This is a genomic window from Specibacter cremeus, from assembly GCF_003946885.1.
GTDB lineage: Bacteria > Actinomycetota > Actinomycetes > Actinomycetales > Micrococcaceae > Specibacter > Specibacter cremeus.
In genome coordinates, this window is record NZ_RWKQ01000010.1 from 64,996 (window position 1) to 90,568 (window position 25,573).

At 68.4% G+C, this 25,573-nt stretch carries 28 protein-coding genes; 14 read left to right on the forward strand and 14 right to left on the reverse strand.

What is annotated here, in order from left to right:
• Window positions 1-30 precede the first annotated feature (30 nt).
• The 5 genes from EJC77_RS05455 to EJC77_RS05475 all read left to right on the forward strand — a co-directional run bounded on the left by EJC77_RS05455 (window position 31) and on the right by EJC77_RS05475 (window position 4,911).
• Window positions 31-276, forward strand: coding sequence for an acetyl-CoA carboxylase (locus EJC77_RS05455; RefSeq protein WP_125610563.1), 246 nt, complete (start codon window positions 31-33; stop codon window positions 274-276).
• Window positions 273-1,628: an acetyl-CoA carboxylase biotin carboxylase subunit gene (locus EJC77_RS05460; RefSeq protein WP_125610564.1), complete on the forward strand. Its 1,356-nt coding sequence runs from the start codon at window positions 273-275 to the stop codon at window positions 1,626-1,628. The genes EJC77_RS05455 and EJC77_RS05460 overlap by 4 nt, the downstream gene beginning before the upstream one ends.
• Window positions 1,625-2,539 (forward strand): 5-oxoprolinase subunit B family protein, encoded by a 915-nt coding sequence (locus EJC77_RS05465; RefSeq protein WP_125610565.1) that lies wholly within the window; start codon window positions 1,625-1,627, stop codon window positions 2,537-2,539. Before EJC77_RS05460 ends, EJC77_RS05465 begins: the two co-directional genes overlap by 4 nt.
• Entirely contained in the window at window positions 2,529-3,494 is a 966-nt protein-coding gene (locus EJC77_RS05470) for a 5-oxoprolinase subunit C family protein (RefSeq protein WP_125610566.1), read from the forward strand. Before EJC77_RS05465 ends, EJC77_RS05470 begins: the two co-directional genes overlap by 11 nt.
• A 169-nt stretch (window positions 3,495-3,663) precedes the next feature.
• Window positions 3,664-4,911 (forward strand): purine-cytosine permease family protein, encoded by a 1,248-nt coding sequence (locus EJC77_RS05475; RefSeq protein WP_240629813.1) that lies wholly within the window; start codon window positions 3,664-3,666, stop codon window positions 4,909-4,911.
• A gap of 139 nt (window positions 4,912-5,050) precedes the next feature.
• Here EJC77_RS05475 and EJC77_RS21420 read toward each other — a convergent pair whose 3' ends face one another.
• The 8 genes from EJC77_RS21420 to paaA all read right to left on the reverse strand — a co-directional run bounded on the left by EJC77_RS21420 (window position 5,051) and on the right by paaA (window position 10,815).
• Complete coding sequence (locus EJC77_RS21420; protein WP_338069462.1) at window positions 5,051-5,179, reverse strand: hypothetical protein; 129 nt, start codon at window positions 5,177-5,179, stop codon at window positions 5,051-5,053.
• Between the two features lie 8 nt (window positions 5,180-5,187).
• Entirely contained in the window at window positions 5,188-5,418 is a 231-nt protein-coding gene (locus EJC77_RS20930) for a Dyp-type peroxidase domain-containing protein (RefSeq protein WP_240629815.1), read from the reverse strand.
• A gap of 498 nt (window positions 5,419-5,916) precedes the next feature.
• Window positions 5,917-6,711, reverse strand: a complete 795-nt coding sequence (locus tag EJC77_RS05485; protein WP_125610568.1) for an enoyl-CoA hydratase/isomerase family protein — start codon at window positions 6,709-6,711, stop codon at window positions 5,917-5,919.
• Window positions 6,712-6,850: 139 nt separating this feature from the next.
• Window positions 6,851-8,056, reverse strand: a complete 1,206-nt coding sequence (gene paaE, locus EJC77_RS05490; RefSeq protein ID WP_125610569.1) for a 1,2-phenylacetyl-CoA epoxidase subunit PaaE — start codon at window positions 8,054-8,056, stop codon at window positions 6,851-6,853.
• Window positions 8,056-8,562: a 1,2-phenylacetyl-CoA epoxidase subunit PaaD gene (paaD, locus tag EJC77_RS05495; protein ID WP_205786908.1), complete on the reverse strand. Its 507-nt coding sequence runs from the start codon at window positions 8,560-8,562 to the stop codon at window positions 8,056-8,058. The genes paaE and paaD overlap by 1 nt, the downstream gene beginning before the upstream one ends.
• Window positions 8,559-9,449, reverse strand: a complete 891-nt coding sequence (gene paaC, locus EJC77_RS05500; protein ID WP_240629826.1) for a 1,2-phenylacetyl-CoA epoxidase subunit PaaC — start codon at window positions 9,447-9,449, stop codon at window positions 8,559-8,561. The genes paaD and paaC overlap by 4 nt, the downstream gene beginning before the upstream one ends.
• Window positions 9,449-9,814 carry a 1,2-phenylacetyl-CoA epoxidase subunit PaaB gene (paaB, locus tag EJC77_RS05505; protein ID WP_240629817.1) on the reverse strand — a complete coding sequence of 122 codons (366 nt, stop codon included), beginning with the start codon at window positions 9,812-9,814 and terminating at the stop codon, window positions 9,449-9,451. The genes paaC and paaB overlap by 1 nt, the downstream gene beginning before the upstream one ends.
• The gene (paaA, locus tag EJC77_RS05510; RefSeq protein WP_125610571.1) at window positions 9,811-10,815 is read right to left on the reverse strand and encodes a 1,2-phenylacetyl-CoA epoxidase subunit PaaA; all 1,005 of its coding nucleotides are present in this window, start codon (window positions 10,813-10,815) and stop codon (window positions 9,811-9,813) included. Before paaA ends, paaB begins: the two co-directional genes overlap by 4 nt.
• Before the next feature lie 143 nt (window positions 10,816-10,958).
• On the opposite strand from paaA, the gene paaI reads away from it, so the two are divergent.
• The 3 genes from paaI (at window position 10,959) to EJC77_RS05525 (ending at window position 13,453) form a co-directional block, all read left to right on the forward strand.
• Window positions 10,959-11,405, forward strand: coding sequence for a hydroxyphenylacetyl-CoA thioesterase PaaI (gene paaI / locus EJC77_RS05515; RefSeq protein ID WP_125610572.1), 447 nt, complete (start codon window positions 10,959-10,961; stop codon window positions 11,403-11,405).
• Window positions 11,406-11,418: 13 nt separating this feature from the next.
• Window positions 11,419-12,729 carry a phenylacetate--CoA ligase PaaK gene (gene paaK / locus EJC77_RS05520; RefSeq protein WP_125610573.1) on the forward strand — a complete coding sequence of 437 codons (1,311 nt, stop codon included), beginning with the start codon at window positions 11,419-11,421 and terminating at the stop codon, window positions 12,727-12,729.
• A gap of 121 nt (window positions 12,730-12,850) precedes the next feature.
• Entirely contained in the window at window positions 12,851-13,453 is a 603-nt protein-coding gene (locus EJC77_RS05525; protein ID WP_125610574.1) for a TetR/AcrR family transcriptional regulator, read from the forward strand.
• Between the two features lie 2 nt (window positions 13,454-13,455).
• Here the strand turns inward: EJC77_RS05525 and EJC77_RS05530 are convergent, their stop codons facing one another.
• Both EJC77_RS05530 and EJC77_RS05535 read right to left on the reverse strand, forming a co-directional pair.
• A complete protein-coding gene (locus EJC77_RS05530; RefSeq protein ID WP_125610575.1) occupies window positions 13,456-15,414 on the reverse strand; it encodes an HNH endonuclease signature motif containing protein in 1,959 nt (652 codons plus the stop codon).
• Between the two features lie 373 nt (window positions 15,415-15,787).
• Window positions 15,788-16,195 carry a VOC family protein gene (locus EJC77_RS05535; RefSeq protein ID WP_125610576.1) on the reverse strand — a complete coding sequence of 136 codons (408 nt, stop codon included), beginning with the start codon at window positions 16,193-16,195 and terminating at the stop codon, window positions 15,788-15,790.
• 118 nt (window positions 16,196-16,313) lie between these two features.
• Between EJC77_RS05535 and EJC77_RS05540 the strand changes: the two genes are divergently transcribed.
• The gene (locus EJC77_RS05540) at window positions 16,314-17,042 is read left to right on the forward strand and encodes a helix-turn-helix transcriptional regulator (RefSeq protein WP_164520321.1); all 729 of its coding nucleotides are present in this window, start codon (window positions 16,314-16,316) and stop codon (window positions 17,040-17,042) included.
• Between the two features lie 119 nt (window positions 17,043-17,161).
• Window positions 17,162-17,890, forward strand: coding sequence for a Fic family protein (locus tag EJC77_RS05545; protein WP_125610578.1), 729 nt, complete (start codon window positions 17,162-17,164; stop codon window positions 17,888-17,890).
• Window positions 17,891-17,917: 27 nt separating this feature from the next.
• On the opposite strand, the gene paaZ is transcribed toward EJC77_RS05545, so the two are convergent.
• The gene (gene paaZ, locus EJC77_RS05550; RefSeq protein ID WP_125610579.1) at window positions 17,918-20,047 is read right to left on the reverse strand and encodes a phenylacetic acid degradation bifunctional protein PaaZ; all 2,130 of its coding nucleotides are present in this window, start codon (window positions 20,045-20,047) and stop codon (window positions 17,918-17,920) included.
• A 182-nt stretch (window positions 20,048-20,229) separates the two neighbouring features.
• On the opposite strand from paaZ, the gene EJC77_RS05555 reads away from it, so the two are divergent.
• From EJC77_RS05555 to vapC, 4 genes are all read left to right on the forward strand, one after another.
• A complete protein-coding gene (locus EJC77_RS05555) occupies window positions 20,230-20,955 on the forward strand; it encodes an HpcH/HpaI aldolase family protein (RefSeq protein WP_164520322.1) in 726 nt (241 codons plus the stop codon).
• A gap of 167 nt (window positions 20,956-21,122) precedes the next feature.
• Window positions 21,123-21,974, forward strand: a complete 852-nt coding sequence (locus EJC77_RS05560) for a serine protein kinase RIO (protein WP_125610581.1) — start codon at window positions 21,123-21,125, stop codon at window positions 21,972-21,974.
• A gap of 76 nt (window positions 21,975-22,050) precedes the next feature.
• Entirely contained in the window at window positions 22,051-22,248 is a 198-nt protein-coding gene (locus EJC77_RS05565; RefSeq protein ID WP_125610582.1) for a type II toxin-antitoxin system VapB family antitoxin, read from the forward strand.
• 4 nt (window positions 22,249-22,252) lie between these two features.
• The gene (gene vapC / locus EJC77_RS05570; protein WP_125610583.1) at window positions 22,253-22,642 is read left to right on the forward strand and encodes a type II toxin-antitoxin system VapC family toxin; all 390 of its coding nucleotides are present in this window, start codon (window positions 22,253-22,255) and stop codon (window positions 22,640-22,642) included.
• Between the two features lie 10 nt (window positions 22,643-22,652).
• Here the strand turns inward: vapC and EJC77_RS05575 are convergent, their stop codons facing one another.
• The 3 genes from EJC77_RS05575 to EJC77_RS05585 are packed head-to-tail and all read right to left on the reverse strand — an operon-like array spanning window position 22,653 to window position 25,567.
• On the reverse strand, window positions 22,653-23,519 hold the full coding sequence (locus EJC77_RS05575; protein ID WP_125610584.1) for a 3-hydroxyacyl-CoA dehydrogenase family protein: 867 nt from the start codon (window positions 23,517-23,519) through the stop codon (window positions 22,653-22,655).
• 12 nt (window positions 23,520-23,531) lie between these two features.
• Window positions 23,532-24,341: an enoyl-CoA hydratase/isomerase family protein gene (locus tag EJC77_RS05580; protein WP_125610585.1), complete on the reverse strand. Its 810-nt coding sequence runs from the start codon at window positions 24,339-24,341 to the stop codon at window positions 23,532-23,534.
• The gene (locus EJC77_RS05585) at window positions 24,341-25,567 is read right to left on the reverse strand and encodes a thiolase family protein (protein ID WP_420820298.1); all 1,227 of its coding nucleotides are present in this window, start codon (window positions 25,565-25,567) and stop codon (window positions 24,341-24,343) included. The genes EJC77_RS05580 and EJC77_RS05585 overlap by 1 nt, the downstream gene beginning before the upstream one ends.
• Window positions 25,568-25,573 lie beyond the last annotated feature (6 nt).

The following is a 25,573-nucleotide window of genomic DNA, read 5'->3' on the forward strand; positions in this document are numbered from 1 at the left end:
ACCTGAGACAACCACTGCGAAAGGTCCACTGTGTCCCATAACATCGTTTCCCCACTCCCCGGCCTGTTCTACCGAAAGCCCGGTCCCGGCAAGGACGCCTATATTTCCGAAGGCGACCGCGTCGAGTCCGGCCAGACCATCGGCGTCATCGAAATCATGAAGCAGTTCAGCGAAATCCGCTCCGACGTCGCCGGCACCCTGACCAGCTTTGCGGTCGAAGATTTCGGTGCCGTCAACCCCGGCGACGTGATCGCTGTCATCGAGGTGGGACCGTGAAGAAACTGCTGATTGCCAACCGCGGCGAAATCGCCGTCCGCATCATCCGTACGGCACGCGAACTCGGCATCACTACGGTTGTCGTGGCCAGTGAACCCGACGCCCATTCCTTCGCCGCCCAACTCGCCGACGAATGCGCCGTCGTCGGCCCGGCGCCAGCGAGCCGCAGCTACCTCGACCACGAGGCAGTGCTCAAGGCGGCCCTAGACCACGGCTGCGATGCCGTCCACCCCGGTTATGGGTTCCTGTCCGAGAATGCGGTTTTCGCCCGGGCCGTGCGCGATGCCGGGCTGATCTGGGTGGGTCCGGCCCCGGAATCGATCGAACTCATGGGCGATAAGGCCCGCGCCCGACAGGCAGCCATGGACGCCGGCGTCCCGACGCTGCGCGGCACCGACGGCGCCGTCCCCGAGGGCGCAGACATTGTGACGATCGCCCGGGACATCGGCTATCCGTTGGTGGTCAAGGCCGCCGCGGGCGGTGGCGGCCGCGGCATCCGTCTCATCGTGACGGAGGCGGAGCTACTCGCCACCGTCGAGGTCGCCCAGGCCGAGGCGGCCGCCGCCTTCGGCAGCTCCGCGGTCTATCTGGAACGCTTTGTCGAACGTGCCCGGCACGTTGAGGTCCAGATTCTGGGCGACGGGCACAACGTCATCCACTTGGGGGACCGCGACTGCTCCATGCAACGCCGGCAGCAGAAAGTCATGGAGGAGGCGCCCGCCCCGGACCTCCCCGAGGAGGTGCGCCGGCAGATGCTGGAGTCTTCCGTGCACCTCGGGCAGAAGTGCGGCTACTCCGGGCTCGGCACTATCGAATTCCTCTACGACCCGCGCAACCACGAGGTTGCCTTCATCGAGATGAACACCCGCCTCCAGGTGGAGCATCCCGTGACCGAAATGATCACGGGCCTGGACCTGGTCCGGGAACAGCTGCTGGTGGCCGACGGCGCGGAACTGAGACTAAGGCAGGAAGATATCGTCTTCCGCGGCCATGCCTTCGAATTCCGCATCAACGCCGAAGACCCGGCCAACGGTTTCATGCCGAGCCCCGGGGTGATCAAGCGCCTCGACTGGCCCGGCGGCCCGGGCATCCGCGTCGACTCCGGCTTCGTCAGCGGCTCCACCGTGGCGCCCTTCTACGACTCTCTTCTGGCCAAGCTGATCGTCTGGGACGAGACCCGCGACCAGGCCATCGTCCGTTCGGGACGCGCCCTCGATGAGATCACCGTCGAGGGTGTCACGACAACGATTCCGTTGCTCATGGCCCTGAGCCAGCGGCCCGAGCTACGCGCCGTCGAACACCATTCCAAGTTCATCGAAACCGCGCCCGAACTGCTTGGTCTGCCAGCATGAGTGCGCACAGCGCCGAGAGCGAGCGGCTGAAGGGAAAGGCCCGCTACACCTGGGGCGGCGATGAATTTCTGTTCATCGAGATCGACGAAGCGATGAGCCTGGCCGCGAACTTCAAGGCCAACTCCATGGCCGGCATGCTCTCGGCCCGGGCACTGTCCGGGATCTCCGACGTCTGCCCGGCCAACGCCTCCCTGCTGATCCGGTTCAATCCGGACGTTCTAGACCCGGAGGAACTCGAAGCCGTGGCCCGAGCCATCGAGGTGGAGGTCGACGCCGCGGAACACCAGACCCTTGAAACCCGAATCGTGGAGGTTCCCGTTTGGTACGACGATCCTTTCACCCGCGAGACGGGGGCACGGTTCCGCAGCGGACACCAGAGCCCGGACGGCACAGATCTCGACTTCGCCGCCGAGAGCAACGGACTGGCCTCCGCGGCGGAATTCATCAGCCGCCACCACGGCAGCCCGTGGCTGGTGTCCATGGTCGGCTTCGTGGCGGGCCTGCCCTTCATGTTCCAGATGGTTCCCCGGGAGCAGCAGCTGGAGGTCCCCAAGTATCTGAGCCCTCGGACCGACACACCACCCTTGACGGTCGGACACGGCGGCTGTTTCGCCTGCATTTACTCGGTCCGGGGTGCCGGCGGCTACCAGATGTTCGGCCTCGCCGCAGCTCCCATCTTCGACCCCGCGCAGCGGCTTGAGGACTTCACGGACTTCATGATCTTCTTCAAACCCGGCGACATCGTCACCTTCCGGCCCATTGACCAAGACGAGTATGAGCGGATCCAACGGCAGGTCGAGGACGGCACCTTCGTCTACCGCCAGGCCCCTGTGACCTTTGACCTCGCCGAAGCGCTGGAAGATCCGCAGCGGTACAACCAAGAGATTCTGGAGCGCCTCAATGTCGTTTGAAATTTTGGAACCCGGGCTCTCCACCACGGTCCAGGACCGTGGCCGGCTTGGCTACTACAACGTCGGCATTCCCCAGGGCGGTTCGATGGACCAGTGGTCGGCCGAGCTGGCCAACGCCGTGGCGGGCAACACCGCCGCGGAAGCGGTCCTCGAATGCACGTACCTCGGGCCGCGCTTCCGGACCACGGAGGCCGCCGTCATTGCTGTCGGTGGTGCACCTGTGGACGTCAAGGTCAACGGCGAGAACAGGGAACAATGGACCAGGCTTGAGCTGGCCGCGGGAGACGAGGTTTCGTTCGGTTTCCTGCAGGGCGGGACACGGTTCTACATCGCCGTGCGCGGCGGCATCGATGTCCCGCTCGTGCTGGGCAGCCGCTCGACCTACACCCTCGGGTCGCTGGGCGGATTCAAGGGCCGCAAGCTTGAAGCCGGCGATGTAGTGCCGGTTGGTCCTTCCGCCGCGGGAAACAAGGGCCTGGGCGGCATCGATCCGGCGTTGCGGCCCACCTACACCCGGGAGCTGGACATCCGCGTGGTCTGCGGCCTCTACGACCACCGGCTCACCGAGGCAGGAATGAACACACTGCTGTCCTCCACCTGGACCCTCACACCGGTGGCCGACAGGACGGGCCTGCGCTACTCGGGCCCCGCCATCGAATGGAAACCGCGCCAACAACCCTTCGGCGCCGGCTCCGACCCCTCCAACATCGTCGATGCCGGGTACGCGGTGGGTTCCATCCAGATTCCCGGCGGCAATGAACCCATCGCCCTGCACCGGGACGCCGTTTCCGGGGGTGGCTACGCCATGGTGGCAACGGTCATCAGTGCCGACATGGATCTGCTGGCCCGTAGCGCCCCCGGAACACAAACACGGTTCCGTGCGGTCACCATGAAAGACGCGCTCCGTGCGCGGGCCGACCTCAAGGCCCTCCGCCATCGGCTTTGGGGCAACTAGGGCAAATTGCCGGCGGCATCGGTCGCCGGTTCCGTTCATTTATTTGCAACACCTAAGAGGTGGAACTTTGTCGTACTCAAATTATGTCCTACCCGCTACAAAACGTGCCGGTAAATGGTCCCTCACGATGGCCTGGTGGGCGCTTTTCTCGGCCATGTTCTGGATCTACGTGGCAGTCGCATCGGCCGGGGCCGTCGGTGTCGTCAACACCGTGATCGGCATGGCACTGACCGTCGCCACGTACGGCGCCATCAACCTTGCCCTGTCCCGCTACGCGGCAAGGACCGGGCTGACCGTGAGCCTGTTCTCCCGAACACTCTTCGGGTTGGTTGGCTCGGCCCTTGCCTCCCTGATCTTCGCGGCCACGGCCATCTACTATGCGGTCTTTGAAGGGTCGATCATCGCCGTCGCCTTCCACGAGTTCTTCGGCGGCACCATGGTGCTCTGGTACGCCGTCGTCGTCCTCTACGCCATCCCCCTGGCCATGGGTAGCGTACAGAACTGGCTGGACAAACTCAATGGCTTTCTCCTCCCGTTTTATGTGGCCGGCCTCATCGCCGTGATTATCGCCGCCACCCTCATCCGGGGCGTGCCGACAGACTGGCTCGGCCACGCTGCGGCCGCGTCAACGCTGCCGGGATGGCTGACCTCGTACCTTATCTACATGGGCGTGTACATCATGATGATGTACACATTCGACTATGCACGCCTGGGCCAGCAAAAAGACAAAAAGTTCCTCGGAACCGTGACTTTCGGTTGGGTCTTCTATGCCTTCACCTTTGGCCTGAACGGCCTGATTGGCATCTACATTATGAGCGCCTGGAAACTAGCAGCGTCCGAAACCGGGGTGGTCCAGGCATTCATCTCCTCCCTGGGTCTCGGCGGCGTCCTGGTCATCCTCGTATCGCAGACACGCATCAACTCAGCGAACTACTTCCTGGCATCAGAAAACCTTTCCGCCTTTGCCAGCAGGGTGTTCCGCCTCAATCTGCCCCGCTTCGTGTGGGTCATTGTCTGTGGAGTCTTGGCATTCCTGCTCATGCTCACCGACGTCCTCAGCTACCTGCTCAAGGCGCTGGCCTGGCAGGGCGTCTTCGTCACCGCCTGGGTGGCCATCGCCCTGGTCTACATCGCGCTGAACTGGAAGAAGACGCACCTTGTCCCGGACATCCGGCCCGCCAGGCTGAAGGCCATCAGCCCGGGAGCCATTGCCTGGGTGCTGGCGTCGGGCATTGGAATCGCATTGACGGAGCAGACGGCCCTGCCGGTCATCTCCCAACTGACACCCGTGATCACCATGGTCCTGGCGGCCGCCCTGTACTACGGGGCCTACAAGCTCTCACCCCCGCAGTTCATTGATTCCTCGCAGAGCCCCGACGCAATCGAAGAAGGACTGGATCCCGCCATCACAGGCTGACCCGGGCCGCCAAGGATGCCGGTGTGCTGGACGGCAGCAAGGGTTACCCGGCACACCGGCCCGGAATCAATGAACAATAACGTGCGTTCACAAGACACTCCTCAACGTGTTCACTGTCCTTTTCAGGAGTCGGCGGCGTTCAGCCGGCCACGGACTCCAGGAACTTGCCGGTTGGGGCGAAGAGGACGGTCCCAGTCGCCGCGGTGGATACGTCAAGGAGGCGGTCATGGCTGCCCTCCCGTTCACCGACGAACATCCGTTGGATCATCCGCTCGATCACCCACAACTGGCGTGTGTAGCGGCGCCGCACACGTCGCCACCGGTGGGGTTCGACATTCCGTCCACGAAACCGAGTAGGTCGTGCGAATCGAAGCAGCGGAAGCCGCTCACCTCGTCGGCCATCGTGATCGCGTCGCCGAGGGCGTCCAATAGCAGCCGTTCGAACTCGAAACCGAAGTCCTCGCACTCGGCCCGAATATGCAAGAGCAGGCCACCCGGCGTGGACACTACCGTCCCGCTCGGCCCACGGACCTCACGGAACGGATGCAGTACGCGTGGCGGATGCACCTCCGTGAGCGGGGCGAAGTGGTACCCGCCGGCCGTGCGGGGACACCCAGGTCATGACCACACTCGGCCCAAGCCGGTGTCGTGACGCAGCCCACTCCCCCACAAACGTCACCAGAGAACCCCCGGAGCGGGTCATCACTGGGGCCGGTCGGCCGTCACGGACGAAAATTCCGATGATCGGGTACACGGCACGACGACGCCCAGATCCGCTCATTTCGCAAGCTGCCCGGCCACCGATGAACAAGTGAAGGAAGCAACGACTGGACCAGCCAGCCGGGCAGAACAGGAGCGGCCACCGCCACAGCCCCAAGCCAGCGCTGGATGACCACCCAAGCCACTGCATAGATAGTGCGGTCACTGTCCACAGCGGGTAAATCGCTTAATAACCTCTTCTGACCGGCACAAACACCGTGCCCGAGGTGGGACTCGAACCCATGCTCAGCGACCCGTGAAGTCCGGCTTCCGCTTGGCCTTGAACGCCGCAAATCCCTCGGCATAGTCGGCCGTGCCGGACAGGTCTGCCTGGGCCTGGTTTTCACGGACGACGGCGTCCCACAGTCCCAGCCGGCGGTCCCGGATCGCCGCGACAAGGCCCTTGCTGGCGTTGAACGCCCGGGTGGGGCCGGTCGCGGCCTTCACGGCCGCCGCCCGGGTGGTCTCGAGCAGGGTTTCGGCGGGCAGTGCCCGGCTGAACAGGCCGGACCGCACGGCCTCCGCCCCGCTCATCAGCTCGGCCGTGTAGATCAGGTCGAGGGTCCGGTGCGGGCCCAGCCGTTCGGTGAACAGCCAGTGCCCGCCGGAATCGAGCGTGGCGCCCAGGTTCGCGAACGGGGAGCCGATCTTCGCGTTCTCCGCCACGTACACGACGTCCGTGGCGATCAGCAGCCCCAACCCCACGCCGAGGCAGGCACCCTGGGCGGCCGCGAACGTGGGTGCCGGAAACCCGGACATGCTGCGCAGCAGCGGGGCGAGCAGGTCCTCCAGGTAGGCGCGCGCCCCCGGGTCAGCGGAGCCGTTCGCACCCTCGATCCCGGCGATGTCCCGCCCAGCGCAGAACGCCCGTCCCGTTCCTCTCAGCAGCAGCGCCCGGACGCTGCCGGCGGCGGCGGCGGCAGCGGCGTCGTCGTACGCGGCCGCCAGCTCGCCCAACGCACGCTCATCGAGTGCGTTGAGTTTCTGCGGTGCGTCCAGCACCACCTCGGCGACGGAATCGGCGATGGAAAGGTCAATCATGGCTGCTCCTAGAAGAGGTCGGTGGTCGAGCTTGTCGGTGATTGAGCTCGTCGGGTCTCGACAAGCTCGACCACCGTCGGGTCTCGACAAGCTCGACCACCGTCGGGTCTCGACAAGCNCGACAGGCTCGACCACCGGATCACACGTCGTAATCCACGGTGACGGCCGGCGTCGTGGGGTGCGCCTGGCAGGTGAGCACGTACCCCTTTTCCAGCTCGTCCGGTTCCAGCGCGTAGTTCTCCTCCATGTCCACGGAGCCGGAGACCAGCTTGGCCCGGCAGGTGCCGCACACGCCGCCGGCGCACGCGAACGGCACGTCGGGGCGCACCCGCAGCGCGGCGTTGAGGATGGACTCGCGGGCGTGCGTGGGGCTGGCGACCTCGCCCTTGAGCCCGTCCAGCGTGAACGTGATCTTGTACGACTCCGCCGACTCGTCGGCCACGACGACGCGGCCGGCCTGCCCCTCCGGGCGGTCCGGGAGGCCGGTCGAGAACAGCTCGAAGCGGATCCTGTCCTTCGGCACGCCGCGGGCGGCCAGCACGTCGCGGCACAGCTGGACGAGTTCGAACGGGCCGCACAGGAACCACTCGTCGACGTCGTCGGTGTGGATGGCCGTATTGAGCAGCGTCTCGAGCTTGGCGGCGTCGATCCGGCCGCTGAGCAGCGGGGCGATGCGCTGCTCGCGGGACAGCACATGGTGCAATGCCAGCCGGGCCGGGTACCTGTCCTTCAGGTCGGCCAGTTCCTCCAGGAACATGACGTCCATGGACGCCTTGTTCGCGTAGATCAGGTCGAGCCGGGTGTCCTGGTTGCCGGCCAGCAGCGTCCGGGCGATGGCCATGACGGGCGTGATGCCGGACCCGGCGGCGATGGCCACGAACGTGCCGGCCCGGCCGGCCAGCTCCTCCGGGTGGTTCATGCTGGCGAGCACGTTGTGCATGCCGGCGTCCCCGTTCCGTCCGTGCTTGGAGATGAACGCGCCCATGGGGCTCATGACGTCCATGCTCATGCCCGCGGTCAATTCGGCGTTCGCCCAGGTGGAGAACTCGCCGCCGAGGTCGCGTTTGATGGCGACCTTGATCTCGGAGCTGCCGTCCTCGAACGCCATGGGCGCCGCGCAGATGGAGTAGCTGCGCCGCACCTCCCGCTCCACCCCGGCGTCGTCGGGCATGTTCATGCGCAACGCCACGTACTGCCCGGGCAGGTAGTCGTAGTGGCCGGCCAGCTCGGCGGGCACGCCGAACGTGACCTCGATGGCGTCCTCGGTCAGCCGCCGCACGGCGGAGACCTCGAGGTGGTGGAACGCGGCCCGGCGGCGGGCGGCGGCATCGACGGGAACGCTCATCAGTGCACCTTGAAGTAGTCGAAGGGTTCCAGGCAGTCCCGGCACGTGTACAGCGCCTTGCAGGACGTGGAGCCGAACCGGGTGATCTCCCGCGTGTTCAGCGAATCGCAGCGCGGGCACTTGACGCTCAACGCCAGTGTGACCTTGCCGCCGGCCCGGGCCGCGGGCGCGGCGATGCCGTACTCGGCCAGTTTGGCCTTGCCGTCCGCCGTCATCCAGTCGGTGGTCCAGGCCGGGGCGAGCACCATGTTCACGCCGACCGTGCCGTAGCCGGCCGCCGTGAACGCGTGCCCCAGGTCTTCGCGGATGGCGTCCATGGCCGGGCAGCCCGAATAGGTCGGCGTGATGGTGACGCTCACAGCCGGCAGCGGCCCGCCGTCGTCGTACGTGTGCACGTCGCGCAGGATGCCCAGGTCCGCGATGGACAGGACCGGGATCTCGGGGTCGGCGACGGTGGACGCGACGGCCCACGCCACCTCGTCCACCTCGCTCAGCACGGCGGTCACCAGCTCGCCCCCGGGAATTCGCGCGCCAGCACCTGCATCTCCGCCAGCAGCGGCCCCAGGTGCTCCGAGTGCCGCCCTTCCCGGCCGCCGCCGACGGCCGGCGGCACGGCGGGCACGTCCAGTTCCGCCTCGGCGAGGACGGCGCCGGTCACGGCGTCGAAGTCTGCCCGCAGCGTGGAAGGCACGACGGCGGCGTCCCCGAGTCGGGCGGTCAGCGCGTCGTCCACGAACAGCTCGCCCACGTAGGGCCAGATGAGGGCCAGCCCGGCGATCATGCGCCGGCGGGACTCGTCCGTGCCGCCGGCCAGCCGCAACACCCACTGGACGCTGTGGTCGCGGTGGTAGTCGACCTCCTTGACGGCCTTCGCCGCGATGGCCGCCAGCGTCTCATCGGTGGAATGAACGAGCCGGCGGTACAGCTCGAACTGGTAGTGGCTGGCCACGAACTGCCGGGCGATGGTGACGGCGAAGTCGCCGTTGGGCTGCTCGAACAGGTGGGCGGAGCGGAACTCGTGCTCCCGGCGGAAGTAGGCCAGGTCGTCCTCGGTCTTGCCCCAGGCGCTGCCGGCGTAGGTGAGGAAGGAGCGGGCGTGGCCGAGCTGGTCGAGGCCGATGTTGCCGAGCGCCACATCCTCCTCGAGCTCGGGGGCCCGGGAGATCCAGTGGCCCAGGCGCTGGGCCAGGATGAGCCCGTCGTCGCCGAGGCGCAGCGCGTATTCGGCCACGTCCTGCGACGGTTTCGCCGCCCCGCGGGCCGCGGCGAGCGCGATGTCCTCGGGACGGAGGGCGTTGCCGGGCGTGATGCGCGTGGCGGATGCGGACTGTTCTGGGGCCCCGACGGCGAGGGACCCGACCCGAGCTTGCGAGGGTTGGGAGCCGGTGGGGATCACAGGTGTTTCACCCCTTCGCTCTTCGTGTAGTAGGTGGCGTGCCGGTAGTCCTTGCCCTGCGGGGACTCGAAGAACGATCCCTTCGCGTCGGGATCGGAGGCGGCGATGGCGTCGGCCGGGACCACCCAGATGGACACTCCCTCGTTGCGGCGCGTGTACAGGTCGCGGGCGTTGCGCAAGGCCATGGCGGCGTCGGGGGCGTGCAGCGAGCCGGCGTGCACGTGGCTCAGGCCGCGGCTGGAGCGGACGAATACCTCCCACAGTGCCCAGCCGCCACCGTCCGCCGGCGCGGCGGCGACCTGGTCGGTGTCGGTGCGTGCCGGCGTCGTGCTGTCCATCGGTTCCTTCGCTTCCTCACTCATGCGGCCACCTCCATGCGGGCGCGCTGCTTCGCAGCCTGCTTTGCCTGGTAGGCCGTTGCGGCCTCGCGCACCCAGGCGCCGTCCTCGTGGGCGGCGCGGCGGCGTTCCATGCGCTGGGCGTTGCAGGGCCCGCGCCCGGCCAGGACGTCCTTGAACTCGTCCCAGTCGAGCGGGCCGTGCTCCCATTTCTGCGTCTCGTCGTTGAAGCGCACCTCCGGGTCCGGCAGGGTCAGGCCCAGGACCTTGACCTGTTCGGCGATCATGCCGACGAAGCGGGACCGCAGCTCGTCGTTGCTGAACCGCTTGATGTTCCAGGCCATGGACTGCTTGGAGTTGGGCGAGTCGTCATCGGGCGGGCCGAACATCATCAGCGACGGCGCGTACCAGCGGTTGATCGCGTCCTGGGCCATCTGCTTCTGCCCGGGGGTGCCGTTGGCGAGTTCGAGCAGGATCTCGAAGCCCTGCCGCTGGTGGAACGATTCCTCCTTGCAGATGCGCACCATCGCCCGGCCGTACGGGCCGTAGGAGGCGCGGCACAGCGGCACCTGGTTGCAGATCGCGGCGCCGTCCACGAGCCAGCCGATGGCGCCCATGTCCGCCCACGACACCGTGGGGTAGTTGAAGATCGACGAGTAGCGGGCCTTGCCGGCGATCAGCTGCTCCGTCATCTCGTCCCGGGACATGCCCAGCGTCTCCGCCGCGGAGTAGAGGTACAGCCCGTGGCCGGCCTCGTCCTGCACCTTGGCCATCAGGATGGACTTGCGTTTCAGGCTCGGTGCCCGCGTGATCCAGTTCGCCTCCGGCTGCATGCCGATGATCTCCGAATGCGCATGCTGGGAGACCTGGCGCAGCAGCGTCTTGCGGTACGCCGCAGGCATCCAGTCGCGCGGCTCGATGCGCGAATCCTGGGCGATGACGGCATCGAAATATGCCTCCCCCGCAACATCATCGTCAGATGCGTCCGCGGGTCTGGCAGCCTGGTCCGGCACGTTCTGGCCCATGATTGCTCCTTCGCATTAATTACCGACCGTTCGTTCAGGATATCGCCGGGGCACAGTGCCGTCAATCACTCCCCCGTGTTGACAGAACACCCCCGGACGGTATTACCTAATGAACATTCGGTTGGAAAAGTGAAGGGCGACACATGAGTGCGACGGAAACGGGTGAGCCGCATCCCATGCTGGCCAACGATCCGGCCTCCGAGTGGCTGGGGCTGGAGGTCCTCCGGCTGGCCGACGGCCATGCGACGGTCGCCATGACGCTGCGCCCGGAGATGATGAACGGGTTCGGGATCACGCACGGCGGCATGATCTTCGCGTTCGCGGACACCGCGTTCGCGCTCGCCTGCAACCCGGTCGACGGGGACGGCAGCACCATCACCGTCGCCTCCGGCGCGGACGCCGACTTCCTGCGGGCCACACACGCCGGCCAGCGCATCACGGCGGTCGCGAACCGGCGCAGCCAGCAGGGCCGCAGCGGCATCTACGACGTCCAAGTCCTGCTGCCGGGCGAGGATGGCAGGACCGAAGTCGTGGCCGAGTTTCGCGGGCGCAGCCGGACCATTCGCAACAAGAGCCACAAGAACCACTAAGGGAGACCCTTCGATGACGACCGAACCGACACCACAGGACCCGTCGCAGCCGGACGCCGCGGAACTGATGAGCCGCGACGAGCTGGAGGCCCTGCAACTGGCCCGACTCCGGCAGACGGTCGCCTACGCGTATGAGCGCGTTCCGCTGTACACGCGGAAGTTCGACGACGCCGGCGTCCACCCGAGCGACCTCAGGGAGCTGGCCGATCTGGCGAAATTCCCGTACACGACGAAGGAGGACCTGCGGCAGGAGTACCCGTTCGGCATGTTCGCCGTGCCGCAGGAGAAGATCGCGCGCATCCACGCCAGCTCCGGCACCACCGGCCGGCCCACCGTCGTCGGCTACACGAAGCACGACCTGGACGTGTGGGCCTCGCTCGTGGCCCGGTGCATGCGGCTCTCCGGCGTGCGCCCCGGCATGAAGGTGCACGTCGCCTACGGTTACGGGCTGTTCACCGGCGGGCTGGGCGCCCACTACGGCGCCGAGGCGCTGGGCACCACCGTCATCCCGATGTCCGGCGGGCAGACCGAGAAGCAGATCCAGCTGATCCAGGACTTCGAGCCGGACGTCATCATGTGCACGCCGTCCTACCTGCTCACGCTCATGGACGCCATGGCGCAGCGCGGCATCGACCCGCGTGCCACGTCGCTGAAGTTCGGCGTGCTCGGTGCGGAGCCGTGGACGGAGGAGATGCGGCACGAACTCGAGGCGGGCCTGGGCATCAAGGCCTGTGACATCTACGGGCTCTCCGAGGTCATGGGCCCGGGCGTCGCCGGTGAAAGCGTGGAGACCCAGGACGGCAACACGATCTGGGAGGACCACTTCCGGCCCGAGATCATCGACCCGTTCGACCATACGACGGTCATGCCCGACGGCGAGCCCGGTGAGCTCGTGTTCACGGCCCTGACGAAGGAGGCGCTGCCGATCATCCGGTACCGCACCAAGGACCTGACCCGGCTGCTGCCCGGCACGGCGCGCCCGGCACACCGGCGCATGGGCCGGATCACGGGGCGCAGCGACGACATGATCATCCTGCGCGGCGTGAACATGTTCCCGTCGCAGATCGAGGAGATCGCGCTGCGCATCCCGGTGCTGAGCCCGCATTTCCAGCTGGAGCTCACCCGGTCCGGCCGCATGGACTCGCTGACCATCCACATCGAACCGCGCGAGAACACGTCCGCGGAAGCCCGCGCCGCCGCCGCCGCGGAGCTGAAATCGCAGATCAAGATCCACATCGGCTCGAGCTGCGCCGTGCACCTTGCGGAACCCGGGTCGCTGGAACGCTCCAGCGGCAAGCTGCGGCGCATCTACGACCGCCGGTGATTGAGCCGGTCGGTGGTCGAGCCTGTCGAGACCGAGCCTGTCGGTGATTGAGCTTGTCGAAATCCTCGGTGATTGAGCCTGTCGAAATCCCCGACCCGGACCCCGTGAGAAACTAGGACCCATGCCCACCTCCCAGAAGACCCCCGTGAAGCGCGGCCGCCCCGGTTACGACCAGCAATCGGTGCTGCGCATCGCGGTGGAGGTCTTCAACCGGCACGGCTACGAGGCCACGTCGATGGGCATCCTGGCGGAGAACCTGGGCATTTCGAAGTCGGCCATCTATCACCACGTGCCGTCCAAGGAGGAACTGCTCCGGCTGGCACTGGAGGAGGCCCTGGGCGGGTTGGAGGAGGTGCTGACGGACGACGGCGCCACGCACGGCGCGCCCGACGCCCGCCTTGAGTTCGTAGTCAGGGGCACGATCGGCGTCCTGGTCGAGCGGTTGCCGTTCGTGACGCTGCTGTTGCGGCTGCGCGGGAACACCCAGATGGAACGCGACGCCCTGGTGCGCCGCCGCGCGTTCGACCGGAATGTGGCGCAATTGGTCGCCGCCGCGCAGGAGTCCGGCTCGATGCGTTCCGACATCGACCCCGGTACCATCACCCGGCTGCTGTTTGGCACGATCAACTCGATCGTCGAGTGGTACAAGCCCGGCGGTGTGCTATCAGCCGTCAAATTGGCCGACGACGTGGTCGCGTTGGCCTTCCACGGCCTGCACCGGTAGATCTACCGACCAGGTTCCACCTCGACAGTGCCGCCGGGGCGGTACTCGATGATGGTGTCCTCGAGGACGCTGACGTCGATGCCGTCGATGGTCGCGTGGCGAATGCGGCCGAGGATGTCGTCGTCGTGTTCGGTGACATTGACCTGGTTCACGTCGTCTTCGCCCGCCACCGGCGGGGTGCCGGCCTCGTCCTGGTCTTGGTGGTTGAGGGCGTCCAGCACCCAGCCCGGGACCAGGGGCGGGCTGGTTTCGGGCGGGTCTGGCGGGTAGTGCCGTCCGGAGGGTGCGGTCCAGCCGGGTTTCGTGTGCCCTCCCGGTGCAGGGTCCGGGGTCCAGGCGCGGATGGCGGGTTGGTCGGCGGCGCCGGGCGGGCGGTGGCCGTGGTTGTCCTTGCGGTCGGCCAGGTGTTTGAGTAGGTGGTGGGCTGTGCACAGACAGTGCAAATTCTCGATGACGGTCGCCCCGCCGTCCTCCCAGGCGACAATGTGGTCGATCTCGGTGACGGTGGCCGCGGCCGAGCACCCCTTGAACGCGCAGGTGCCGTCCCGGGCCCGCAACCAGGCCCGCATCACGGTGGAGACCCGGTAGCGGTCCGGGTGCAGGTCCAGCACCTCCCCGGTGACGGGGTCGGTGAGGACGCGTAGGAAGCTCGGCGCCTCGGCGGCCAGCCGGCGCGCGATCGAGGCCGGGATCGGCCCGCCGCCACCGATCCGGCCGGGCTCCTCGCCTGCCCCGAGCAGGGTCAGCAGCGGCACGGTGACCAGGATGTCGGCTCGCGGCAGCGGTCCCAGGTCCGGGTCGACCACGGTGCCGTCGCCGGTGGCGACCACGCTGCCGCCGCCGGCGTCCTCGCCCTTCGTGTGTTCGTCGAACCGTTGCTCCCACGGTTCCCTGCCGCCGGCGGGGTCGGTGGCCCAGAACGGTTCGGGCCCGAACCGGCGGTGATCTGCCGGGGCGGCCTCTTCGGCGTCCGGGTCCGTGAACCAGCCCTCCCCGGGACCCGGGTCGGTGGCCGGGTCCGGGGAGGCGGCGTTCTCGGAGACGGTCTCTTTCCCGTTGTGGGCCAGGTGCCCGGGATCGAACGGGGCCGGGTCGCCGCCGATGCGCCGGGGCACGCCCTGGCCCAGCAGGGCCTGGGTGGCCGAGTCGGCGCGGCGCTGGGCCAGGGTGCGTTTCTCGTCCGGGTGCGCCAGGGCCCGGGCGATCGCGGTATGCCGGTTGTGGATGGCCTCGGCCGTGGCCGAGGGGACGCAGAGCCCGAGATAGGACATGCCGTCGTCCAGGGTGCGCAGGCTCAGCCGGCGAGTCGCCCGGGCGCGGCGCGCGGCGGCCTCCACGGTCTCGGGGAAGCGGCGGGCGCGTTCGACCCTGGCCAGCCGGTCCAGTTTCGCGGCCGTCACCCCGGAGGCGGCCACCCGCATCAGGTGCGCTTCCAGCGCGTCCACGTCGGCGACCCGTTCCGGCCCGCGGCACCCGGCCAGACGGACCTGGTCCAGGACGGCCACGGTCTGGGCCCAGTCCATCCGGCCCTCCCGCAAGGCGGCGTGCAGCCGGGGCCGTTCCCGGACCAGCGCCGTGCACCGGTCGGTCAAGGCCGCGGCGGTCTGCGCCGGCAGGTGCAGCACGGCGGCGAGTTCGCTGCGGGTGCCGACCCCGGCCAGTTTGGCCTGCCACGGGTCCAGCCCCTCGGCGTAGGCTTCCGCGTGGCCGGCGGCATCCAGCCGCTCCACCAAGTCCACCCTCAGCGCCGCCACCGCGTCCTCGACCCGGCGCAGGTCCCCCAGGGCCGCCACCGTGGCGTCGTACGCGTCGCGGGCCGCGGCCAGCCGGTCCGCGAACTCGGGTGGGGTGGGGCCGCGAGGATCGACCTCCCGCAGGACGTCCTCCAGCGCCTCGCGGACCCCGTTCTCATCCAGCAGCGGCGGCGGGCACTCCTCGGTGTCGGTGGCGGCGGGGATCATGGTGATCGGAACCGCCCCACCCGAACCGCCCGGACGGCGGCGTCCAGGACCGCCAGGCCGGCGATTGCCGGCCCGTCACAGTCGCGACCCCCGGGGTCGATCACCGGGATACTCATACACCTATTCTCATTGATGCGCAAAATCGTGTCAATAGTATCGAACAAAATTGTTTCATCAATTCTGTCGATGAATCCCGTTCTACCCAGTGTTTTAGCTGATCATCGACCGAGATATCCACAGATCTATCCACGATATGTGTTCTAATCTGTGGAGGACAGGGCGCCCAGCGGGTGAGCCCAACACGACAACGGCGCCCGGTGACCTTCAAGGCCAACCGGGCGCCGTCGTCGTGCATGAAAAAACGCGGGAGCCCCTACAGGGTGTACTCCACGCGTGCGCCGAGGCTCTCATGGACACACAGGATGTTGTTCTCCGTGTCCATAAACCAGGCACATTTTTCGGAATCGGTCGTGCAGATGTGATGATCGGTCTTCAAATCCGGCAGGTCGTAGTCCTGGAACCGGATGCCATGGGCCTCCATGTCCCGGACCGCGCCTTCGATGTCATCGACCTCGAAACTGATGGCCGTGTGCTCGGAATGCACACCGTCACTGACGGGCATCAACTGCAGCATGGGGCCGCCTTCGGTGCCGAAACAATCGCTTCCATCGGATGCCGTGCCGATGCGGGGAAGCCCGAGCTGGTCCGCATAAAACGTGCGGGCGCGGGCTGCGTCATCGACGGGCAGGATGGTTGTGGCTTTCATTAGTGCCAGGGTCATGGCGCCACCTCCTACCCCGAATATTTTACGCCGCGCAGACGCCGATGGCCCGGTATGCGCCGGGCCGATTGACGATCTCCCATTGCGTATCCGCAAATCAAGGAACATAATTGCGTATATGCAAAATATTGTTCGGATCGCCTTGCGGACATCACAGCTGAGCCGCCGGGAGTTGGCGCAACGTGCCGGCGTATCCGCGTCCACGATCACGCGCATCGAGCAGGGCGTCATGGATCCAACCATGGGCACGGCAGCCCGAATCCTGTCGGCCGCCGGGCTCCAGCTCCCGGACACGCCGGCACCGCTGTGCGACCCGGCCGCGGTTCGCGCGGCTCGCAGCATCCTCGGCGGCGCTCCCGCCGGCGCCGACGACGAGGCGTGGGTGAAAACGCTCATGCGCTGGGCCAGCCCGGACGGCGCGCCAAGACCGAGATCGTTGGCGCGCGAGGCCGGCGCCGCGGCACCGCCGCCGTGCCGTCCCGGCGCCATCCGATTCGCCACCGCCTGGGAGCCGCTGCGGCTGTTCTCGGCGGCCGCCGCCACCCGCAAGGGCTGGGCTGTCAGCGGCGCTCCGGCGGCGGCAAGGATCGGAGCGTCGGCGGGGGCGGGTCCGGTAGTCCTGTATGCGGAAGAAGCCGCACGCCTGTCCGCCACGGTCAACCACACCGACACCGGTTCGCAGGACGTCATAGTGCTGCCGTTTGACGGGTTCAGCGAATCGGGGGCCTGGAACGACGGCGGCATCGTGTGGGCCGATCCGATCCAAGTCATCATCGACTGCTTTGGCTTGAACGCGTGCGTGCGGCAGGCGGAGGCCCTCACCACGGATTGGGAACGTGCCGCATGACCCACCCGCCTGGCTGGGGCGTTGACCCCGATCGATACAAGAAACGGCCCGGCCGTGCCAGGAAGTCGGCATCACCGCAAAAGGGTCTGGAACCGTCAGCTGCCCAGCGTCTGGCACGAGTGGGATTCAGCTGGGATTCCGCCGCGATCGACTGGAACCTGCTGCCCACCATGCCCGTTCCCCGGGCCGTGGCCCGGTTCGAGGGCCAACTCGCCGGCCATGTCTGGGACGCGGCCGCTTTGGAAGGGAACCCGTACACCCTTCCCGAGGTCCAAACGTTGCTGGACGGCGTGACCGTGGGCGGCCACAGGCTCGAGGACGAGCGCCAGGTGCTGGCACTGGCCGAATCGACTCGAACGGTGCGTGATCTGGTGCGGGACGGCGGCTACACGGTCGGCAAGGAAATCTCCGACCGCCTGCACGGCATCGTCGCACCGCATGAGGCAATCGAGGCCGGGCACTTTCGCGGGGAGGGTCGGGCCCGCGGTGGCGGCACGGTGAACCTGGGCGAATACGGCGTCTTCACAGCGACCGGCTGCGAGGACTCCGGAGCGGCCCTCCGCACCGAATACCGGCAGGGAACAAATCTCCTGTCAGCACTGGAACACCCCGTCGAACGGGCCGTGGCGTACTTTTGCTTTGGAACCCGGCACCAGTTCTATTTCGATGGCAACAAACGGACGTCCCGGCTCATGATGAACGGCCAGTTGATGATGGCAGGGCGGGACGCCATCTCCATCCCATACCTGCGCCGGCTCGAGTTCAACGAGCACCTGATCACCCTGTACCTGGACGCCGACGCGACCGCGCTGATGAAATTCATCGTCGATTGCCGGCCGGCGCCGTAGGGGGGCGCGGCACCGGTTCCGCGAGAGTCACGCGTAGAGCGTGTCCTCCTTCTCCACGAGCGTGAGCACGTCGTACGTCGCCACGATCTCGCCGTTCTGGTTGTGCAGGATGGCGTCCCAGCACACCTCGCCGTACTCGTCGGTGACGCGCGGGGTGATTTTCTTGGCCGTCAACGTCACCCGGATCGAATCCCCCGCGGCCACGGGCGTGATGAAGCGCAGGTTCTCCAGCCCGTAGTTCGCCAGCACGGGCCCCGGCGCCGGCTCCACGAACAGCCCGGCCGCCCAGGACACCAGCAGGTAGCCGTGGGCCACGATGCCCGGGAAGAACGGGTTCGCCTCGGCCGCCGCGGCGTTCGTATGGGCGTAGAACGTGTCGCCCGTGGTGTTGGCAAAGGCCGTGATGTCCGCCAGCGTGACCTGGCGCAGGCCGGACGCATAGGCGTCACCGATGCGCAGCTCCGCGAGCGACTTGCGGAACGGGTGGACGGTGCCGGCCACTGCCCCGAATTCCGGGTCGCCGGCAATGACGCGGTCGGCGCCGGTGTGCCACACCCCCGTGACCGCGGTGAGCATGTTGGGCGAGCCTTGGATGGCGGTCCGCTGCATGTGGTGCTTGACGGAGCGGATGCCGCCGAGTTCCTCGCCGCCGCCGGCCCGGCCCGGCCCCCCGTGCACCAGGTGTGGCACGGGTGAGCCATGACCGGTCGAGGACCGCGCGTCCTCCCGGTTGAGCACCAGCACGCGGCCGTGGTGCGCGGCAATGCCCGTCACCAGCTGCGAGGCGACGGCGGGGTCGTTCGTGCACACGGTGGCCACGAGCGAACCCGACCCCAGCGCGGCGAGCCTGACGGCGTCGGCGACATCGCCGTCGTGCGTCTCATAGCCGATCACGCTGGACACCGGCCCGAACGCCTCGAGCGAATGCACCTCCGGCGCCTCGGCGTCGGCCCAGCTCAGCAGCACCGGCGCCATGAACGCGCCATCGACGACGGCGGCCACGGAGCCGTCCGCGCGCGTCACCGGGGGCGCGTCCAGGGACCCGTACGCGAGCTCGCCGCCGGCGTCGATCATGGCCTGCACGGCCGCGCGCACATCGGCGAGCTGCTCGAGCGAGGCGAGCGCGCCCATGGTCACGCCCTCGGCGCGCGGGTCCCCGACGACGACGCGGTCGCGGATGCGCGCGCCGATGGCGTCGATGACGGCCTGGCGCAGCCCGTTCGGCACGATGGTGCGGCGGATGCTGGTGCATTTCTGCCCGGCCTTGACGGTCATCTCGGTGACCACGGAGCGGATGAACGCGTCGAACTCCGGCGTGCCGGGGACGGCGTCCGGGCCGAGGATGGCGGCGTTCAGGGAGTCGGTCTCGGAGGTGAACCGGACGCCGCCGAACACCACGTTCGGGTGGCTCTTGAGCGTGCGGGCGGTCGCCGCGGAGCCGGTGAAGGAGACCATGTCGCGGTAGTCGAGTTCGTCGAGCAGGGTGCGTGCCGAGCCGGAGATCAGCTGCAGCGACCCGGCCGGCAGCAGGCCGGAGTCGATGATCTCGCGCACCATGGCGGCGGCCAGGTAGCCGCTGGGCGTGGCCGGCTTGACGATGGTGGGCACGCCCGCGATGAACGCCGGCGCGAACTTCTCCAGCATGCCCCACACGGGGAAGTTGAACGCGTTGATCTGCACGGCGACACCCGGGATGCGGGTGTAGATGTGCTCGCCCAGGAACGACCCGTCACGCGAGAGGACCTCGGCGGCGCCGTCGATGACCACGTTGGCGTTGGGCAGTTCGCGCCGGGCCTTGGAGCTGAACGTGAACAGCACGCCGATGCCGCCGTCGATGTCGACCATGGAGTCGGTGCGGGTCGCCCCGGTGCGCGCGGACACCTCGTACAGCGGCTCGCGCCGGTCGTTGAGGTATTGGGCCAGTTCCTTGAGGATGAGCGCGCGCCGGTGGATGGTGAGCCTGCCCAGCTCGCGTTGGCCGGTGGTGCGGGCATGATGGACGACGGCGGCAAGGTCCAGTCCGTCCGTGGAGACCCTCGCCAGCAGTTCGCCCGTACTCGCGTCCCGGGCGTCCACGCCGCGGGCCGCGGGATCCGGTGTCCACCAGGAGTCCTGGACGTAGCTGGGAACAGTTTCAATTGCCGTTGCAGTGGTCATCGTCTGACCCGTCCCTTCAAGCCGTCGCCGACGCACCGGACCGGCCGCGGGACGCGTCTCGCGCCACGCTTGAAATACCGACCGTGCGTTCAGTAATAAAGACAGCGTACATGACCGGGTTGCGGACCGGGAACGGGTCGCGTCATGTAGGCTCGGCCGCAATCAGTGGACGGAGGAACAGCGTGACAACGAATGCTCTTCGGGCGGCGGCCGCACGCGGCACGCTCTTCGGTGCGTGGCTGACGTTCGCCGACTCCTACGCCCTGGAGGCGCTCGGCCCCGTGGGCTTCGACTGGGTGGGGATCGACGCCCAGCATGGCAACATCGGCGGCGCCGACCTGCCGGCCCTGCTGCGCACCTGCGACCTCATGGGCCTCCCCGGACTGGTCAGGACGGCCGGGCACGGCACAGCGGACATCGGCCGGGCCCTCGACGCCGGCGCGGCCGGCGTCATCGTCCCCATGGTCGAATCGGCCGAGCAGGCCGCCCACATCGCCGCCGCGTGCCGGGTTCCACCGCGCGGCGTCCGCAGCTCGGGGGCTTCCCGCGAGTCGTTCCGCGCAAGCGCAGCCGGCGAGGACGTGCTGTGCCTGCCCATGGTGGAAAGCGCCGCCGGCCTGGCCCACGCGGAGGCGATCGCGGCCGTCGACGGGGTAGACGGGATCTTCGTCGGGCCCTACGACCTCTCGCTGTCCATCGGCGCGCCCGGCGGGGCCGCCGGCCCGGCAACCTTGGCCGCGATCGACGCCGCCCTGAGCGCGGCGCGAGGCCTGGGCAAGATGACCGGGCTCTACAGCGGCAACCCGCGGCTGGCCGCCCTGGCGGGGGTTCACCTGCTTGCCGTCGACTCGGACCTGGCGTTCCTGCGCGCCGGCGCGGCCGCGGCCCTCGCCGCCGCCAAGGACTGACACCGGACCCCATTGACGGCCACAGCCGTCATGTGGTGCGATGGAATCCGCGCCCGCATCATCCGTGGAGCGCCCGTGGAACGACCCGAAGGAGGACCCAATGAGTGTCATTGCAGCTTTCAACGCCCAAAACACCCGTCAGTTCCTCCTCAGGAGTCGTACCACCCATGAAGTTCCCCGCTGACCACCAGCACCACGAATCTTTCGACCGTCCCCCGGACTGGAACGTCCTCGACGAAACCCTTGAGCCCGGCCAGCGCTGGTCCGCCTGGCCGGAGCTGGAGAAGCTCATGCGCGGGCCGCAGCCCTACCCGCCGTACATCATCGAGGACGCCGGCGCCGTCGACACCGACCTCGGCGTCCTGAAGACCGGCAAGGAGGCTGACGTGTACCTCATCGAGCGCGCCGCCGGCAAACGCCGGACCCTGTTCGCGGCCAAGCGCTACCGCACGGACGAGCACCGGCTGTTCCACCGGTCGTCCATCTACAATGAGGGGCGCAGCGTCCGGCGTTCCCGCGACGCCCGCGCCATCTCCAAGGGCAGCACGTACGGCCGCGCGTTCGAGGCCATGCAGTGGGCCTCGGCCGAGTGGACGTACCTGCGCATGGCGTGGGAGCACGGCGTCCCGGTCCCGTATCCGGTGCAGAATTCGGGCACCGAGATCATGATGGAGTTCATCGAGGACCCGGACCATCCGGGCGCGGCCGCGCCGCGGCTGCAGCAACTCCACCCCGACCCGGACCGCCTGGCCGGCTACCGGGACCAGCTCGTGGACGCCATGCACGCGTTTGCCCGGATGGGCTTCGCGCACGGCGACCTGTCCCCCTACAACGTGCTGGCCGCCGGCGACCGGCTCGTCGTGATCGACCTGCCGCAGCTCGTGGACCTGGCCGGGAACCTGCAGGCGAGCGACCTGCTGGCCCGTGACTGCAAGAACATGTGCGACTGGTTCACCGCACGCGGGCTGCCGATGGACGCCGGCGAACTGCTCGGTGAACTCCTCGCGACGGCGTGGTGACGAGGACTGGGGAGGCGGCGACCGGACCAAACTCGTGTGTACGTTCCGGCGGTATAATACACATCAGGAGGTCATGATGCGCACGAACATTGACATCGACGACGCCCTGCTTACCGAGGCCCAGGCCGTAACCGGTGCGGCGACGAAGAAGGAGACGGTCACGCGGGGCCTGGAGCTGCTGGTTCGCCTCGGGCGCCAAACCGAGCTGCGGGCCTTGCGGGGCCAGCTGCGCTGGGACGGCGACCTCGACGCAATGCGGCGCGACGCCTCGTGAACCCGTGATCGTCGTCGATTCCAGCGTCTGGATTGACTTCTTCAATGGCCGTGATTCAACGGAAACCGGACGCCTCTACTCGCTTCTGGCCGCCGAGCCGATCGCCGTCGGTGATCTGATCGTGACCGAGGTCCTCCAGGGGTTTCGATCGGATCGGGACTTTGCCAAGGCCCGCAACGCGCTGCTCTCGTTGACGGTATTTCCGTTACTCGGGCCGGACGCGGCGGTTCGGGCGGCGGAAAATTACCGCGAGCTGCGCAAGCAGGGCGTCACGGTGCGAAAGACGGCGGACGTGATCATTGCCTCGTTCTGCATTGAGCACGGGCACAGCCTCTTGTTCTCCGATCGGGACTTCCTCCCGTTCGTGGAAAGGCTGGGGCTGGCGCGCGCCTGACCCCGGACGCTCAGGCCCAGTCGAAGAAGCCCTTGCCGCTCTTCCGGCCCAGTTCGCCGCGGGCCACCTTGTCGCGCAGGATCTGCGGCGGCTCGAACCGCTCCCCCAGCGTCGAGGCAAGGTATTCGGCGATGCCCAGGCGCACATCGAGCCCCACGATGTCGGTGGTGCGCAGCGGACCGGTGGGGTGCCGGTAGCCGAGGACCATGGCGTTGTCGATGTCCTCGGCGCCGGCCACGCCCTCCTCGACCATGCGCATGGCCTCGAGCGCGATCGCCACGCCCAGCCGTGAGGAGGCGAACCCCGGCGCGTCCTTGACGACGACGGCGGTCTTGCCCAACGCCGTCGTCCAGCCCTGCGCGGCGGCCGCCAGGTCGGGGCGTGTGCGCTCGGCGATGACGACCTCGATGAGCGCCGAGGCGGGCACGGGGTTGAAGAAGTGCAGGCCGAGGAAGTCCTCCGGCCGGGTCAATGCGGCGGCCAGGCCGGACAGTGACAGCGAGGACGTGTTGGATGCGAGCACGGCGCCGGGGCGCAATTCGCGTTCCACGGCCGTGAGCGAGGCGACCTTCAGGTCCCAGACCTCGGGCACGGCCTCCACCACCAGATCGCGGTCCGCGAAGTCGGCGTAGGACGTGGAGACGGCCAGCCGGCCCAGGTGGCTTTCCGCCGGCCCGTTCAGCCCCCGGGCGATCGACGCCAGCAGCGCCGACTCGACGCGGGAGCGGGCCCCGACGGCGGCGTCGTCGTCGCGCTCCACGATCAGGACGTCGCAGCCCTTGATGAGGAACGCGTGCGCGATGCCGGCGCCCATGCGGCCGCCGCCGAGGACACCGATGCGGGACGGCAGCACGCCGGGAGTTTCAGCCATGGTCATTTCCTCTTCCGGTCACTTCTTTTTACGATCCAGGAACGCCTGCATGCGCTCGAACTTGGCCGGCGATTCAAACAGCACCGCCTGGGCCCGGTTGTCCACGTCCGGGTGCGCCTCGCGCGGGGCGTGGAACACCTCCTTGGTGGTGCGCACGGCGAGCGGGTCCTGGGCGGCGATCTTGTCGGCGAGCTCGTGGGCCGTGGCCATCAGGTCGGCCGATTCCACGAGCTCCGTGATCAGCCCGACGGACAGGCAGCCCTCGCCGGTGAGGATGCGCCCGGCCAGCAGGATCTCCTTGGCGACCGGCTCCCCCACGAGTTCCTTCAACCGCCACGTGGCGCCGGCCGCGGCCATGATGCCCAGGCCGGCCTCGGGCTGGCCCATGCGCAGCGCGCGCGTGCCGATCCGGAAGTCCGCCGCATAGGCCAGTTCGGCGCCGCCGCCGAGCGCATACCCGTCCAGTGCGGCGATGACGGGCATGGGCAGCTTCGCGATGCGGTCGAACAGGGACGAGTTGATGCCCGCGAGCGCGTCGTCGCGGCGTCGTTCGCGCAGCTCGGCGATGTCCGCGCCGGAGGCGAAGATCCCCTTCGTGCCGGCCGCCTCGTCGGCGGGGACCCCGGAGAGGATCAACACCTTGGGTGTGGCCTCCAGGTACGCGCAGACCCGGTGCAGCTCGTCGACCATGGCCGCGTCGATGGCGTTGCGCACGGCCGGCCGGTTCAACTGCACGGCGACCCGGTCGTCCGCCTCGGTGACCAGCAGGGTGGCGAACGCGGCGGGATCGAGGCGCGCGCCGGCGTCGTGCTTTGAATCCGGCGCCATCACAGTCCCTCCACCAGCAGCGCCGCGCCCTGGCCCACGCCCACGCACATCGTGGCGAGCCCAAGGCCGCCGTGGGCCTCGCGCTCGAGCCGGCCCAGCAGCGTGATGACGATGCGTGAGCCGGACGAGCCGAGCGGGTGGCCGAGCGCGATGGCGCCGCCGTCGTTGTTCACTGTGCCGGTGTCGAGGCCGAGCTCGCGCATGCATGCCAGCGATTGCGAGGCGAACGCCTCATTGAGTTCGACGGCGGCGAGTTGGCCGACGTCGATGCCGCACCGTTCGAGGACCTTGCGGCTGGCGGGGACCGGGCCCATGCCCATGATTTCGGGGGCGAGGCCGGCCGCGGCGCCGTCAAGGATGCGGGCGCGGGGGGTGAGGCCGTACTTCTCGACGGCGCGTTCGGAGGCGACGAGGATGGCCGAGGCGCCGTCGTTCAACGTGGACGCGTTGCCGGCCGTGACGACCGTGCCGCCCTTGACGACGGGGCGCAGGCTGGCGAGCACGTCCAGGGTGGTGCCGGGGCGCGGGCCCTCGTCGGTGTCCACGATGGTGTCACCCTTGCGGCCCCGGACCGTGACGGGCACGATCTCGCCCGCGAACCGGCCGGCCGCGATGGCGGCCAGGGCACGCTCGTGCGAGCGGACGGCGAACGCGTCGCAGTCCTCGCGCGAGGTGTTGAAGACGCGGGCGACCTCCTCGGCGGTTTCCGGCATGGAGTACGTCATCTTGCCGTCGCGGGCGAATTCGCCGGACAGGAAGTGCGGGTTGGGGAAGCGCCAGCCGATGGACGTGTCGTAGCTGGCGCCAGGCTTCGCGAACGCCTTCTCCGGCTTGGCCATGACCCAGGGCGCGCGGGACATGGATTCGACGCCGCCGGCCACGACCAGGTCCGCGGCGCCCGCCTTGACCATGTGCGACGCCTGGGTGATGGCGCTCATGCCGGACGCGCACAGCCGGTTGACGGTGATGCCGGGGACAGTGTCCGGGAACCCGGCGAGCAGCCACGCCATGCGCGCCACGTTGCGGTTTTCCTCGCCCGCGCCGTTGGCGTTGCCGAGGATGACCTCGTCGACGTCGGCCGGGTCGATGCCGGCGCGCGTGACGGCCTCCCTGACGGCGAGCGCGGCCAGGTCGTCCGGGCGGACGGAGCTCAGCGCCCCGCCGTAGCGGCCCACGGGGGTGCGCACCCCGCCCACGAGAAAAGCCTGCGGTGATCCTGCGGCCATGGACAT

Excerpts from the sequence above, each read along its gene's own strand:
- paaI (WP_125610572.1), top strand. The coding sequence starts at position 10,959 with ATGAGTGCGACGGAAACGGGTGAGCCGCATCCCATGCTGGCCAACGAT.
- EJC77_RS21420 (WP_338069462.1), bottom strand. The coding sequence starts at position 5,179 with ATGATCCAACGGATGTTCGTCGGTGAACGGGAGGGCAGCCATGACCGC.
- EJC77_RS05535 (WP_125610576.1), bottom strand. The coding sequence starts at position 16,195 with ATGACCCTGGCACTAATGAAAGCCACAACCATCCTGCCCGTCGATGAC.
- EJC77_RS05485 (WP_125610568.1), bottom strand. The coding sequence starts at position 6,711 with ATGATTGACCTTTCCATCGCCGATTCCGTCGCCGAGGTGGTGCTGGAC.
- EJC77_RS05560 (WP_125610581.1), top strand. The coding sequence starts at position 21,123 with ATGAAGTTCCCCGCTGACCACCAGCACCACGAATCTTTCGACCGTCCC.
- EJC77_RS05525 (WP_125610574.1), top strand. The coding sequence starts at position 12,851 with ATGCCCACCTCCCAGAAGACCCCCGTGAAGCGCGGCCGCCCCGGTTAC.
- EJC77_RS05585 (WP_420820298.1), bottom strand. The coding sequence starts at position 25,567 with ATGGCCGCAGGATCACCGCAGGCTTTTCTCGTGGGCGGGGTGCGCACC.
- EJC77_RS05470 (WP_125610566.1), top strand. The coding sequence starts at position 2,529 with ATGTCGTTTGAAATTTTGGAACCCGGGCTCTCCACCACGGTCCAGGAC.
- EJC77_RS05540 (WP_164520321.1), top strand. The coding sequence starts at position 16,314 with ATGCAAAATATTGTTCGGATCGCCTTGCGGACATCACAGCTGAGCCGC.
- paaE (WP_125610569.1), bottom strand. The coding sequence starts at position 8,056 with ATGAGCGTTCCCGTCGATGCCGCCGCCCGCCGCCGGGCCGCGTTCCAC.
- EJC77_RS05580 (WP_125610585.1), bottom strand. The coding sequence starts at position 24,341 with ATGGCGCCGGATTCAAAGCACGACGCCGGCGCGCGCCTCGATCCCGCC.
- paaK (WP_125610573.1), top strand. The coding sequence starts at position 11,419 with ATGACGACCGAACCGACACCACAGGACCCGTCGCAGCCGGACGCCGCG.
- paaB (WP_240629817.1), bottom strand. The coding sequence starts at position 9,814 with ATGAGTGAGGAAGCGAAGGAACCGATGGACAGCACGACGCCGGCACGC.
- EJC77_RS05565 (WP_125610582.1), top strand. The coding sequence starts at position 22,051 with ATGCGCACGAACATTGACATCGACGACGCCCTGCTTACCGAGGCCCAG.
- paaA (WP_125610571.1), bottom strand. The coding sequence starts at position 10,815 with ATGGGCCAGAACGTGCCGGACCAGGCTGCCAGACCCGCGGACGCATCT.
- EJC77_RS05465 (WP_125610565.1), top strand. The coding sequence starts at position 1,625 with ATGAGTGCGCACAGCGCCGAGAGCGAGCGGCTGAAGGGAAAGGCCCGC.
- EJC77_RS05530 (WP_125610575.1), bottom strand. The coding sequence starts at position 15,414 with ATGATCCCCGCCGCCACCGACACCGAGGAGTGCCCGCCGCCGCTGCTG.
- EJC77_RS05575 (WP_125610584.1), bottom strand. The coding sequence starts at position 23,519 with ATGACCATGGCTGAAACTCCCGGCGTGCTGCCGTCCCGCATCGGTGTC.
- paaZ (WP_125610579.1), bottom strand. The coding sequence starts at position 20,047 with ATGACCACTGCAACGGCAATTGAAACTGTTCCCAGCTACGTCCAGGAC.